The sequence below is a fragment of the Paraburkholderia sp. RAU2J genome (assembly GCF_003634845.1).
GTDB classification, from domain to species: Bacteria; Pseudomonadota; Gammaproteobacteria; order Burkholderiales; family Burkholderiaceae; genus Paraburkholderia; species Paraburkholderia fynbosensis.
Genome location: NZ_RBXG01000004.1, coordinates 537,384 through 550,733, shown reverse-complemented (window position 1 = coordinate 550,733; position 13,350 = coordinate 537,384). Strand labels below are relative to the sequence as shown.

Below are 13,350 nucleotides of genomic sequence, written 5' to 3'. Positions count from 1 at the left end.
GCTCTGGAGTCGATTACCTGTGAGGAAAAAATCCGATTATGAGCTCTAACCCCCGACGACTCGATCGCATCGACGTCAGCATTCTCAACGAACTTCAGCAGAATGCACGAATCACGAATAATGAACTGGCTCGAGCGGTGAATCTGTCGTCGACGCCTTGCTTCAACCGCGTACGTACGCTTGAGAATCTGGGTCTCTTCAGGCAGCGCGTCACGCTGCTGAATCCCGAGGTGCTCGGCCTGCGGATCAACGTCTTTATTCAGGTAAGCCTTGAAAAGCAGGTCGAAGACGCGCTCAAACGCTTCGAAGAAGCCATCTCTCTGCATTCGGAAGTTATGGAGTGCTATTTGATGTCAGGTGATGCGGACTACCTTCTGCGGGTCGTGATGCCAGATATGCGCACGCTGGAGCGCTTCATCATCGAACGTCTGACCACGATCCCTGGTGTGTCAAATATCCGCTCAAGCTTCGCCCTGAAGCAGGTACGGTATAAGACGGCTCTGCCGCTTCCGCCGTCCGGTTTGACACTCACCGATCCCGATGAATGAATTCGACGCCGCGCGGTCGCGTTCATGGCGATTTCGATGAACTCATCGCTCTACGCTTTAATCAAGTATATGCGTGGTGATTCAGAATATCGACAAGCCCTGAGACTTTTTTCACGCAAATATGATTCGCTCTTCGTTGAGAAGCTGAATGAAAAGGACCAACGACTGGGCTGTCTTCATGTCGCTCTTTGCAGCCGGTCAACGGTACCTAGACGTGCAGAAGTGTCGATATCGTCACCGACATCGCGCTCCACAATCGATTCGGTCGAACTTTCACGCCCACGAAGAACTCGAGACCTGAGGGCCAGTGTTGCCAATCAACGCTCGCATTGTGTCTTCCAAAAGCATTCAGTGATAGCTGATTGGAACCGCCATCAGGACTCACGACGAACAGCTGGGACAATAGGCCCTCACCTGATATGAGGTAAAACGCAAGCCGACTATCACCGCCTTAGCGCATCATCGCAAGACAAGCACCGCGGAATGTCTCCACGACGCACGTTTCATAGCCGAAACTAATCTCCAATGTAAGCAGGAAACGAACTTCACATCAAGTCGGACAAAAAGTTAAAGCGGCGAACATGTCCACCCGCCGATGGACTGGGTTGGTCAATTGTCATAGATGTCGAAAGTGAAATACTTTTTCTCGATCCGAGCATATGTTCCGTCCTTGCGCATATCCGAAATCGCCTGGTTGACCTTTTCCTTCAAATCGGCGTCTTCCTTACGCAATCCTATTGCAGCACCTTTATCACTAGTCGGATCAATAATTTTGTCGCCGGCAAAGCCGTACCCGGTGCCACGAGGCGTTTTCAGGAAACCAATTTGCGCTTGAACGTCACCGATCAATACGGCGTCAAGTCGACCGACCGTCAAATCGTCGTACACCTGATCCTGATTTTGATACGGAACTACTCTCACGCCCCGCGGCGCCCAATTCTTTTTCGCGTAGGTTTCGCCGACCGTCCCTTGCTCGACCCCAACCGACTTGCCAGTTAGTGACTCTGCAGTGGGGAGAAGTTTTGAGCCCGTCTTCGTGACCAGGCGCAGCGACGAGTTCCACAGTTTATCGGTAAACGCAATCTGTTCTGCGCGCTGCGGCGTGATCGACATACCGGACAAAATTGCGTCAAATTTCCGCGCCTTAAGGCCAGGAATCATTCCGTCGAAGTCGTTTTCAACCCAAAGGCATTTCGCATGAAGACGGGCACAAATTTCATTGCCGAGATCGATTTCAAACCCCACCAGCTTGCCGCCGGTGTCTTTCGATTCGAATGGTGGATAGGTCGGATCGACGCCGAATCTAATCGCGGACCATTCTTTGGCATAAGCGCCAACTGATATAGCAGAGAGGACAAAAACCAGAAATAGCTTCTTCATTGCAGTCTCCATGAATATTGGAATTGTTAGCTTGCCGTGCCAAGCATCCTGAAAGTCCATCCCTTGCGACATCCTCGGCCGTTCTCGTTCGCATCTCGACATCAGTTGCGCGAATCGACCAAGTCTGCAGCCGGCAATACTGACGCCGGTGTGCGCACCTGCCGCCACCATCAACTCGCGCTACTGAAGTGCCGCCTTAGCAAATGCGAGAAGATCCAATATCGGCAGAGCCGTCACCTTGCGGATCACGTGCCGGAAATCTGGCACCAACGTGCATTCAAGGACCAGTACGCCGACATCTTCGAAGACGCCTTTGCTGCCAAAGGCCTCGTCTAGTCGCTCGGCAAACTCTCGCTCCATCTGATCCTTTGACCAGCCCACCGTCTGCTGATAGGTCAAGGATTTCTCCCATTCCGGCAGATCACCGACAGTCAAGAATCGGAGCCGCTCAAAGCCTGGATGATCGCGGAGCAGTGGTACGAGTGCATTCGCGTCCCACGTAAAGATTCCGATCGGTCGGTTAGTTATCCTCAGAGCGAGATCGACGAACTCAAGTGCGCTCGTGATAGTGGCGGTCGCTGTTTTCTCATAAAGACTCTGTCGCGACGCCCACATATATCCGCAATTACCGATGATCAACTGAACGTGACCATCCAGTTCGCGCGCAGCACTGGAGATGCCGCGGACGGCTTCGGCGGTGGGGATCTTGTTGGCGACAGGAGCGGCTCCCACTGCGACCATATTCTGGAAGGGTATTTTCCAGAATGACGGATCGCCGATCCAAAACGGCATGGCGGTGCCGCGTGCTATCACGTCAGCCGACGAATCCGACATTGCGTCCTCGCAATCGACCTGGATGATTCCAAGGATCGGCCGCTGTTCCATATCCTCCCGGCTCCTATCGATAGTCTAACAATCCACATGTGATACCTAGTATATCGGGTATATACACGATAGGCAACGGAAATTCTACTGCGGTCCTAGGCCCCACCGTGTTTCCCTTGACGGAATGAGTCGCCCAGCGTCGCTCCATCCGGTAGCCACCAAGCATAAGTAGTCACACAAAGGGCTTTACTCACGCGCTGCCGCCCACCGCTACTCTGGGCCTTGATCGCAATCTCCGCCCACGAAACGGATGCGCTCGACGTCTCGGTCCCTCTTCGATGCCACCCTATGGCGCTTGGAATACTAGGCATCTCAACCCACCCGAGCTATAGTCCGAGTGGCAGGCACCGACCTTTAGCGCACGAGAGATATCTTGATCAAGCCACAACTGCAACCTTCACAATCCCTACATGAATCCGTGCGGGAGGAGCTTCGCAGACGTATTGCTGCCGGCACTTATCCCCCTGATGTCGCCATCCCCTCGACAGCCATGCTGAGCGAGGAATTCAGTGTTAGTTCGATCACCATAAAGCGCGCCCTGCGCGATCTGCAGGCGGCGGGAACGCTTGTATCGATTCCGGGGAAAGGAACATACGTCAAACAACAAAAAAGGCTGCTACGTCAACTTGATGTGATGCAGCCATCCTTGGACGACACCAGCATACGTTCTGTGTCGGTGACGAGAGAAAAAATATCGGATCCAACCCTGGGCACAATTGCCCCTCGTGATCAGGTGATGCTGTGCGTCCGAAAAACGATTTGGATGGATGATGAGCCGATCATGCACGACACGACCTATCTTTCTCCGGATATCGGTAACGAAGTTGTGGATGAGTTTGGGGAGCGCTTCGTCGTAGATGCACTGGTCAGGCATTCGATTCATGTGACCAAAACCCATCTAGTCATTGACGCTGCTCCCGCCACCGCCGAAGTGGAAGAAATATTCGGCATCCCGAATGGTTATCCCATGCTACGGCGGCTATATCGAATGGTCACGAGCGACCCAGGGATTACTGTTTATGGTGTTCTCCAGGCGCCGTTTGACAGGCTCGCGTGTACTGTGGATTTCCCTTGAAACGCAAGCCTCCATATCGTTGCATCGCCGCTCGTGGACTGGGTTGAATGGCATCGAAATCTCGGCGAGAGTTCGGTCCTTGTCCGTGCTTGAATTCGATGCGCGCTTCGTTCGGGTTCACTGGAACTACCACCTACAAGCGCTGAACCTGATGTGGAATGACCAAGCGTCGGTTCTGATCGCATTTAACCGGCGTGTTACGGAGTAAAGCCGTACGCTCCGGTATCCTCATACGGATGTTATCAACCATCGATATCATCACTGCACTCGGCATCCCGAAGACGGCGGCTCCCCTCCCCGTGCACCTGCTCGAGAAACTCGGCTTTCTTGATCACGGCATCGAACGCGGACGCTATCAGGTTGGTCCGATTGCTGGAATTCGCGACCAACGTACTCGCTCGCCACCTCGTCTTCGCACAGCCACGTCCACGCACTTTTCAGGGAGCCTGCAAGCCGCACTTCGGAAACCGTGAGTCTTGACGTTATGGACCGACGAGGGGTGGCTTACGTCGATAGTGCAATCGGCGATTCACATCTAACACTCAATTTGCGCCTTTGCACGGCAAGTCTAGCGGCCGAGTGCTCATCGCCAACGTGGATCAGAAGCAACTCAACGCTTATATATTGAGCGGTCGTCGGGAACCAATTGCTCCTTACACAATTGTCAACCCCGATCGTTTAGGATAAGAAATCGATATGGCTCGCACGCAGGGTTATGCGATCAACGAGTCGGAGTTTTCAAGGTTGCGCGCCGCAAACCGGGCAGCACTTGGCATCTCGATGAGATGTTCGTGACGCTGCGCGGTGAGCCATACCTGCTGTGGCGGGCCGTCGATGAGCATGGTGCCGAACTCGAGATCCTGTTGCAGAAGCGGCGTGACAAGGCTGCAGCCAAACGTTTCTTCAACCGCGTACTTCGCTCATGCCCTGTGCCGCGCAAGATCGTGACCGACCAGTTGCGCAGCTACCCGGCCGCAAAGGCCGACATTCCCGAATTGGCGAACGTCAAACACGTGTTCGTTAAAGCCGCGGCGCGCGTGAACAATCGAGCGGAGAACAGCCACCAACCTACCCGCGAACGCGAGCGTCGCATGCGGGGATTTCGCGACTGCAAACGCACTCAGGCATTCCTCTCCGATACGGTAGCATTTCGCGCTCAAGCGGCATCTGCTGCGTGCTTCGCTCTATCGAAAACACCTCGCGGCTCGATTCGCTGCGTGGCACGAATTCACCGACCTCACCCAGAATCCGTCGAATGCTTGCTGAGCAATGGTGACCTCTGCCGCCATTTCGTCTCGCTACCGGCAAGTTGACAAAGCCGGTCAAGCTGGCTGAGGAAGCTGGTCGACCGCCCCGTGCCCGTGTAGCCCGCTGTGCCGATTGCCATGCATTGCACGAGCGACTGGAGCAAGTACGGCGAGTAGCCAGTCCCCGCTCAGCCGTGCTTTTCCCCGAGGCAGCCCCAATGCGTCTCACCGAGCCGTCAGCCGTGGACGAGAATCCTTTCGCCCACCTTCGAGCGCGGATCAGGCGATCCGACCACTTCGCCAACCTACTTCGAGTGCTCTAATACGAAATCGGTCGTTTCTTCGATAAGTGCGTCGACTGTCGTGGCACTTTGCTCGACGTCAAATCCGTGATCCACCGGTCTCGTCCAGAGTACATGTGGTCCGTGGTGATAGCTCAGGAGCCCCTCCGCTGCAAGAGGCTGCGGATATACGATCGTATCCTTCGTACCTACCGCCAGCAGCAACGGACCACGATATTTTTCGATTTCTGCCGCAGGAACCGTCGTGTAGAGGCTCTTGAAGAATGCGGATTGTAACTTGACGGTTTTCCCACCTCCTCTCATGGTCACGGCAATTGCCTGATCGCCGCTACCCAACCCCGCTTTCATGACGTCTTCACCATAGATGGAAGTAAATGCGGCAGGCAAATTGATGCCGGGATTCCAGAGTACGACCGATCTGAGCGGATGCGTCGTCCGACCGGCTACCGCGGTCGCTACCGCGCCGCCCAGGCTCATGCCGACAACAGAGATCCGCCGGCTGTCGATGTCATGCCGCGACGATAGAAAGTCCAGCGCTGCAAGTGCATCCTTGATCTCACTGTCAACAGTCATATCTTCAAACTTGCCATCGCTCTCGCCGCTACCACGAAAATCAATACGCAGGCTCGCCACGCCCTTTTCAGATAGAGCTTTCGCGCCGCGACCAAACAGCCCGTCTTTGACTACGGGCGACGACCACTCGTTGCGAGCACCGGTGAAGCCGTGCAGCATCAATATGACCGGCGGCGTTTGTACATTCTCGGGAAGTTCGAGCGTCCCGGAGATCTTCTGACCATCGACGGTGAAACTGATCGCCGTCTCTGCTGCATGACCCACAGCGGCAGCGCTCAGGCCGGCAACAAACATCGAGCATGTCAGGGCTCTTCTCAATCCGTACATAGGTACCTCTCCATGAAGCGAGTCTTTTTTAATGGACCGTCGTTATCAGACAAGCAAATCGGAAGGCCGTCGTCAGGACGGCTGATATTCTCTTGAACCATCAAGCGAAGTTGGCCTCCGCGAATGGCCAATTGATCAGATTGTCGAGGAAGGCCTCGACGTAAACCTGCCGCGCGTTGCGATGATCGATGTAGTAGGCGTGTTCCCACACGTCGATCGTAAGGAGCGGCCGCACATCGCTCGTGATCGGCGTGGCAGCGTTACTGGTCGACATAATGTCCAGTGAGCCGTCGGCTCTTTTCACAAGCCACGTCCACCCGGAACCGAAGTTCGAGACTGCTGCGCTTACGAACCCACGCTTGAATGCCTCCAGCGAGTTCCACCGGCCCTTGATCGCATCCGCAAAGCACCGCCCGGCTCCCCGCCACCCTGCGGCGATAGGCTGTTCCAGAAGAACGTGTGATTCCATACTTGAGCGGCGTTATTGAACACGCCACCCGATGATGTTCTGACTATCTCTTCCAGCGTCAGATTCTCGAACTCGGTGGCCTGGATCAGTTTGTTCAGATTTGTGACATACGCCTGGTGATGCTTACCATAGTGGTATTCGAATGTCTCCTCCGACATGTGGGGGGCCAGTGCATCCTTCGCATAGGGGAGTAGGGGAAGTTTGTGTTCCATTGGGTTTCTTTTTTTGTGCAGGAAAAAGTGTATCCGGCTTCCGCGCCAGCGAAACGGTTCGCGCACGGACTGCCAAACTGAACCGGCTTGTTCGACAATATGCGCCGCAGCCCCTGCTGTAAAACGACGATTCATGATGGGTAACTTCACTGACAGTGAATCATCATCCGTCATGCATTATCCGGGTCATCCGTCCCGGCGCGACACTGAGTTTCCTCCTGGTACGGCATCGTCATCCCGGACATCGATCGCGAATTGGCAGTAGTTCATCAAAAGCGATCGTCACCATCACGAATCGTTATTTGATGCGTAAAAATGGCCGGCATATCGTCTAATCCACACAGCGCTGCCGTCCCACGCCAACCGAATGTCATGGGCTGCAGGAAGCACCGACAACCACACGCAAATGGAGCAACCAAATGGCGACAATCACATGTTCCGGGGTCGCGCAGGCCCCCCTGTTCGATATCCTCGTCAGGCGCCGCAGACGATTCGTGGCTTGTCTCACCGCAGCGACGATCATCCCCTACTACGCCTTCATTCTTGTCGCCATATACGCGCCCTATCTCCTCGCCACCAAGATTTCCAGCACGAGCATTGTGAGTATCGGATGGGTGATCGGCGTAACGCTAATCGTCGGGACCTGGCTTCTCACCGGTTTGTACGTCCGTCGCGCCAATGGTGAATTCGACGGAATTACCGCGCGGATTCTGGCGGGAGAGCGGAAATGAACCGCGTGCGGCACTTCCTTCTTTTCGCAGCGATCCTTTGCCTGTCTACGACAGGCTATGCGGCGTTTGAGACCGTGCATGGGGTTAAAGCGCAGGCGATCAACATTCCTGCGATCGTCATGTTTCTGATATTCGTCGTGGGGACGCTGGGGATCACCTGGTGGGCGTCATCAAAAACGCAGTCGATGGACGATTTCTACACTGCGGGCGGCGGAATCACCGGGTTCCAGAACGGGCTCGCGCTAGCCGGCGACTACATGTCGGCCGCGGCGTTGCTTGGCGTGACCAGCATGATTTTCTTCAACGGTTATGATGGCATGATCTACGTGGTCAGCTTCTTCATCGCGTGGCCGTTACTTCTCTTCCTGTTTGCAGAACGCATCCGGAACCTGGGGCGCGTGACGATAGCCGATATCGCGTCCTATCGACTCGACCAGAATCGGATCCGCTCGCTGACGGCGATCGGTTCGCTGACCGTCGTCTGCTTCTATCTCGTGGTTCAAATGGTTGGCGCAGGCCAACTGATCGAGTTGTTGTTCGGCCTTCCTTACAACTACGCGGTGATTTGCGTCGGGTTGCTGATGGCAGTCTATGTAACCTTCGGCGGCATGGTCGCCACGACATGGGTTCAGATCATCAAGGCGACGTTCATGTTGTTCGGGGGGACGTTGCTCGCAGTGCTCGCACTCAGCAAATTCGGCTTCTCCTTTGACGCACTGTTCGAGAGCGCTGTGGCAACGCACGCGAGCGGAGCAAGTATTATGCTGCCGAGCAAGCATGTGTCGGATCCGATCGCGATGCTTTCCCTTTCTTTCGCACTGGTTTTCGGAACGGCGGGGTTGCCGCACATCCTGATGAGGTTCTTTACCGTTCGAGATGCCCGCGAAGCAAGGAAGTCGGTCTTTGTCGCGACCGGGCTGATCGGTTTCTTCTTCCTCGTCATCGTGATACTCGGCCTTGCTGCAATCGTGATCGTAGGCCGGAATCCGGCCTTCTACGAGGCCGGTCACCTGGGCGGAAAACTTATCGGCGGCAACAATATGCCGGTGATGTATCTCGCCAAAGCGCTCGGCGGAGACCTGTTTCTCGGCTTCCTGTCGGCCGTCGCATTCGCGACCATTCTCGCGGTTGTCTCGGGACTGACCATGGCCGGCACTTCCGCCATTTCGCACGACCTTTACGGGACGGTCTTCAAAAAGAACCGTGCCAGTCAAGCGGACGAACGACGTGTGTCGAAGATAGCAGCGGTTTGCATCGGCGTGATAGCGGTGGTGCTGGGCATCCTGTTCAAGGGACAAAACATCGCGTTCCTCGTCGCGCTTGCGTTCACGATCGCGGCCTCCGTGAATTTCCCGATCCTCGCACTCTCCATGTATTGGAAGGGACTCACGACTCGTGGTGCGCTGCTAGGGGGTCTTGCCGGACTGGCAAGTTCCGTTGCTCTCGTCGTTCTCTCGCCGGCTGTCTGGGTCAAAGTGCTCGGCAACGCTCACGCGATTTTTCCGTACGACTATCCGGCCGCCATCTCAATGAGCATCGCATTCTGCTTCAGTTGGCTGGGCTCTGTTACGGACGGCAGTCCTCGCGCCATCAGGGAACGGGCCAGTTTCGAAGACCAGTTCGTTCGAGCGCAAACAGGCCTCGGCGCATCTGGCGCAACGAGTCACTAGCTCGCGTTACCCGCCCGAGCATCATTCAAGGAGACAAACATGCAATTGCGAGATAACGGCCTCGGGTTCTCGCCTTTCACTGTGGTACTGCATTGGTTGGTAGCAGCGTTGCTCGTTTCAATCGTTGCATTGAGCATCGCCGTTTCGTTCCCGGTCGATGCAGCACCCGCGATGAATTTGATAAAGATCCGGAATTTGCTGGGCGTTCTGCTTTTTCTGGGATCAGTCTATCGATTCTGGGCGAGAATTTCTTCCTACCATCCCCTGCCTCTGGGCACCCCCAACCCTATCGAAGTCATCGTCAGCAGATCGGTCGCGATCGCACTGGCGTTGGCAATGGTATTGCTGCCCGTCGCCGCATGGCTGTCATGGTCGACCGCCGGAACGGCGATGCCGCTGCCTTGGGGAATCGCGATACCGGCCGTGATAGGGCCCAACGCGCAAGCACATCGAGTTATCGAATTCCTTTTCAGATTCGGTTCGACAGCCTTTCTCGCGGGCCTGGGCCTGCATATCTTCGGCGCGCTCAAGAATCACTTCGCTCTTCGGAACGATGTACTGAAACGCATGCTTGGCAAACACGTGGAGCTTTGAAATCATGCGAAACATTGAAAACGGGTTTCCCGGAAACGATGTGACCCGGCTATGCGGCGTGCGATACCCAATCTTTCTCGCAGGCATGGCAGCAATCTCGGGGCCGAACCTGGTCGCCGCGGTCGCGAACGCAGGGGGCATGGGCACGCTCGGCGGCCTTCGGTTACCGCCGCGTGTCCTGCGTCAATGGATACGTGAGACCCGGCAACTAACGGAACGGCCGTTCGGCGTCAACCTCGTTCCCTCCTTCGGCGGCCCGGATGTATTCGAAGCGCAGTTCCGGGTCATTCTCGAAGAAAGACCGAGGATGCTCTCGCTGTTCTATGCAGAGGACTACGCCGACATGATTCCCCGCGCCAAAGATGCCGGCTTGGCAGTAATGGTGCAGGTTGGCTCCGTCCAGCTCGCCCGGTTGGCGATCCAGCGCGGAGCAGACATCATCGTTGCGCAAGGCAGCGAGAGCGGCGGACACCTCAATCGCGGCACCATCGGGCTGCTTTCTCTGCTCCCCTCGATTATCGACGTTGCGCAAGGACGCCCCGTGCTTGCGGCAGGGGGCATCGTCAGTCGCGCCGATGTGTCAGCTGCGATGGGATTGGGGGCATCCGGCGTGCTGGTCGGTACCGCATTCGTCGCCAGCGAGGAGTCGAACGCTCATCCTCTCTACAAGCAGAAAATCGTTGATTCCACGGTCGACGATACCGAATATCGGACGGGCTACTCGTTCGGCTGGAAGTACGGCACGCCCCACCGGGTGATTCCCAATCGCAACAAGTGGAATCTGCTTCGTTTCATCGGGGGCGGCGCCCGCGCGATCGACAAGCCGCGCATGGCACAGAAACTATCCCTTTATGCCGGACAGGGTGTGGGAAAAATCAGTGCCGTCGTTCCCGCGGCCGATCGAGTCGCCGAGCTCACCGAGGGATTGCCCCATACATCCGTTTCCAGGGAAACTGCGAACGACGAGGCCGCCTGTCAGTCGCTGCCCTCGTCGATACAGCAACTCATCGTCGCAGGGGGCGCCAACTAATGAATACCGCCGGCCGCCCTTCGGCTGGCGGACCATTCCGGAAGTCTAGTGAACACCGGTCTCGATCGTGCCGGCAACCATGTGATCGAGGGAAATGCTTTCGTCGAGACCGGACTTAATGTCGCCGTTTGGCGGCGTGAGCTGACAGCGCGCCAGATCGATGAACGCGGTCAGTGCTGGACTAGCGAAGGTGTTGTTCCTGCGAATGAAAACCGTCTTGACGATGGCGAATTCGGTCGGCAATTGGTGATATCTGATCTCCAGCCTCGACCCGTAGCGCTCCACGATTGCCTTGGGCAGCAACGTAACGCCCATGCCCGCAGCCACACACGAAAGAATACCGTCCAAGGTCCCCAGCTCCAGGATCTCCTTCGGCATCAGACCCGCCTGATAGAACCAGTTCTCAAGCGTAGATCGATAGAAGCACCCCGTGCGAAAAACCAGCACCGTCTGAGCAGGCATAGTGTGGATCAGCGCAGTCAACGAATCGATCTCTGAGCTGCTGGCTAGAACGAGCTCCTCCTCGAACACCTCCTCCTGGAGCAGCGTCAGGTTCTGGTGAATCCCGCCCACAAACGCGCCGTCAAGCTCATGATTCTCTATGGCCTTGATCAGCTCGACGGTCGTACCGGTTACCAACGACAGTTGCACCTGCGGGTACCTCTGCCGATACTTCGTCAACACCTGCGGCAGACGTATCGCGGCCGTCGTTTCCATAGACCCGAGACGAAGCTGTCCTCCAGGCGTCGACGTATCCAGCATCGCAGTTCGACTCTCATCGGCCAACTGAAGGATACGGCGCGCGTAACCCAAAAAGGTCCGCCCCGCGGATGTAAGCAACACGCCGCCCTTGTTGCGGATGAACAGTTGCTGATTGAGCTCCTGTTCGAGTTCCTTGACTCGCATGGTGACGTTGGACTGGACAGTGTGCACCTTCGTGGCGGCGGCGGTGAAGCTGCCGTACTCCGCTACCGCGCAGAAAAACTTCAAATGACGCAGTTCCATGACACCACCTAATTATCACCAAGAGTGATTCATTTTATCTCTTATTATCACTTTACTGGGTCTCCGGGGCACGGCAAAGTGGCGTAAACACCTAACAGCAGTAACCGCGACCATGACGCTTAGCTCGACGATTGAATGCCTCTTTGCAGGAGGAACTGGCGTCCTTGACCTCGAAGGACACAGGAGCGGCATTTTCAAACGACAGATTCACGGCCACGCACGCATTGAGGTAGACGGCTTAGTCGGGGATGAGCACGCCGACTCAAGGGTGCACGGCGGTCCTGAAAAGGCAGTCCATCAATACGCCGCCGAAAACTATGCACGGCTCGCAGACGCTTTCGCGGAGCGCGCAAATGCACTGGTTCCCGGCAGCCTTGGAGAAAATCTTTCGGCGTACGGGCTGTCGGAATGCAACGTGCACATTGGCGACGTGTTCGCAGCCGGCACGGCAGTGCTGCAGGTTTCTCAGCCCCGCAGTCCCTGCTGGAAGATCAATCATCGCTTCGGCGTCGACCGTATGTCCGTCTATGTGATGCAGACCCGCATCACGGGTTGGTACTATCGGGTCATCAGCCCAGGCGTTGTTCGAGCAGGCGATCAGATGACACTTCTGGAACGTCAGACGGACCAGGTCTCTATCGATCGTTTCTGGCAGGTGCAATTGGCCCACCGCCCCACCATTGAAGATCTCAGAATCCTGGCCAACGTCCCGGGTCTCGCTCCCGATTGGAAGCGGCGTCTCAGTGAGCGGATGAGGTGGCTTTCAGCACAATCCTGTCCCCCGTCCTGAAAATTCGAAGACGCTGGAGAACTGCCACTGCAGTCAACGCACGGACGCAGCCACTTGACGCGCTGAAAATCCTTCCGGCTCAAAGTCGTATGCAAACCAGGCGCGGGCAACCGTCGTCGGTCGCTCGACAACATCAGCGCATCACCCGCTTATCCCTCGCGTCACAATCATATCGGAACATTGTCGTAGTACGCGTACGGCTAACGCGCGTTGCTCTCATTGACTTCATGGGAGAGCAGGACCACGCACTCAACCGCCGTCGTCCGCACGATTGTTCGATCGCTTTCACACGAGCGTCCACGCGACATAGCGCTCGCGGGCACGGCAGGCTCTGAACGCTCGGATCGCCGGCGCATGCTCCTCGTTAGTCGTTACGTTCGGCATTTACTCTCGCCGCACAGATTCTAGGCCGAATTGCCTCCTTTCGCGCGACTACATCACCGGCTGAGATGGAACGAATCAAAACAAAGAATTTCACCTTTTTATTTCGGATCGCAACCATGTTGGCAGCC

11 protein-coding genes and 2 pseudogenes are annotated in these 13,350 nt (G+C 56.2%); 8 read left to right on the top strand and 5 right to left on the bottom strand.

Annotation, left to right across the window (positions count from 1 at the left end; genetic code table 11):
• Positions 1–38 precede the first annotated feature (38 nt).
• Complete coding sequence (locus B0G69_RS40460) at positions 39–548, top strand: Lrp/AsnC family transcriptional regulator (protein WP_121325591.1); 510 nt, start codon at positions 39–41, stop codon at positions 546–548.
• 609 nt (positions 549–1,157) lie between these two features.
• Here B0G69_RS40460 and B0G69_RS40455 read toward each other — a convergent pair.
• Positions 1,158–1,928 carry an ABC transporter substrate-binding protein gene (locus B0G69_RS40455; RefSeq protein WP_121325682.1) on the bottom strand — a complete coding sequence of 257 codons (771 nt, stop codon included), beginning with the start codon at positions 1,926–1,928 and terminating at the stop codon, positions 1,158–1,160.
• Between the two features lie 180 nt (positions 1,929–2,108).
• The gene (locus B0G69_RS40450; RefSeq protein WP_121325589.1) at positions 2,109–2,813 is read right to left on the bottom strand and encodes a hypothetical protein; all 705 of its coding nucleotides are present in this window, start codon (positions 2,811–2,813) and stop codon (positions 2,109–2,111) included.
• Positions 2,814–3,186: 373 nt separating this feature from the next.
• Here B0G69_RS40450 and B0G69_RS40445 point away from each other — a divergent pair, with 373 nt between their 5' ends.
• Both B0G69_RS40445 and B0G69_RS40435 read left to right on the top strand, forming a co-directional pair.
• Entirely contained in the window at positions 3,187–3,888 is a 702-nt protein-coding gene (locus B0G69_RS40445; protein WP_121325587.1) for a GntR family transcriptional regulator, read from the top strand.
• Positions 3,889–4,634: 746 nt separating this feature from the next.
• Positions 4,635–5,154: pseudogene (locus tag B0G69_RS40435) on the top strand (DDE-type integrase/transposase/recombinase); the annotation flags it as partial.
• A gap of 286 nt (positions 5,155–5,440) precedes the next feature.
• On the opposite strand, the gene B0G69_RS40430 reads toward B0G69_RS40435, so the two are convergent.
• On the bottom strand, positions 5,441–6,337 hold the full coding sequence (locus B0G69_RS40430; protein WP_121325582.1) for an alpha/beta fold hydrolase: 897 nt from the start codon (positions 6,335–6,337) through the stop codon (positions 5,441–5,443).
• A 100-nt stretch (positions 6,338–6,437) separates the two neighbouring features.
• Positions 6,438–7,018 (bottom strand): annotated as a pseudogene (locus tag B0G69_RS40425) (Fe-Mn family superoxide dismutase).
• A 419-nt stretch (positions 7,019–7,437) separates the two neighbouring features.
• Between B0G69_RS40425 and B0G69_RS40420 the strand changes: the two are divergent.
• From B0G69_RS40420 to B0G69_RS40405, 4 genes are read left to right on the top strand one after another with little or no spacing between them, the layout of a single operon-like run.
• Positions 7,438–7,749, top strand: a complete 312-nt coding sequence (locus B0G69_RS40420) for a DUF485 domain-containing protein (protein WP_121325580.1) — start codon at positions 7,438–7,440, stop codon at positions 7,747–7,749.
• A complete protein-coding gene (gene actP, locus B0G69_RS40415; RefSeq protein WP_121325578.1) occupies positions 7,746–9,419 on the top strand; it encodes a cation/acetate symporter ActP in 1,674 nt (557 codons plus the stop codon). Before B0G69_RS40420 ends, actP begins: the two co-directional genes overlap by 4 nt.
• Positions 9,420–9,458: 39 nt before the next feature.
• A complete protein-coding gene (locus B0G69_RS40410) occupies positions 9,459–10,013 on the top strand; it encodes a cytochrome b/b6 domain-containing protein (RefSeq protein ID WP_121325576.1) in 555 nt (184 codons plus the stop codon).
• Positions 10,014–10,017: 4 nt separating this feature from the next.
• The gene (locus B0G69_RS40405; RefSeq protein WP_121325574.1) at positions 10,018–11,043 is read left to right on the top strand and encodes a nitronate monooxygenase; all 1,026 of its coding nucleotides are present in this window, start codon (positions 10,018–10,020) and stop codon (positions 11,041–11,043) included.
• Positions 11,044–11,088: 45 nt separating this feature from the next.
• Here the strand turns inward: B0G69_RS40405 and B0G69_RS40400 are convergent, their stop codons facing one another.
• Positions 11,089–12,048: a LysR family transcriptional regulator gene (locus B0G69_RS40400; protein ID WP_121325573.1), complete on the bottom strand. Its 960-nt coding sequence runs from the start codon at positions 12,046–12,048 to the stop codon at positions 11,089–11,091.
• A gap of 112 nt (positions 12,049–12,160) precedes the next feature.
• On the opposite strand from B0G69_RS40400, the gene B0G69_RS40395 reads away from it, so the two are divergent.
• Positions 12,161–12,838, top strand: coding sequence for an MOSC domain-containing protein (locus tag B0G69_RS40395; RefSeq protein WP_121325571.1), 678 nt, complete (start codon positions 12,161–12,163; stop codon positions 12,836–12,838).
• Positions 12,839–13,350: the final 512 nt, after the last annotated feature.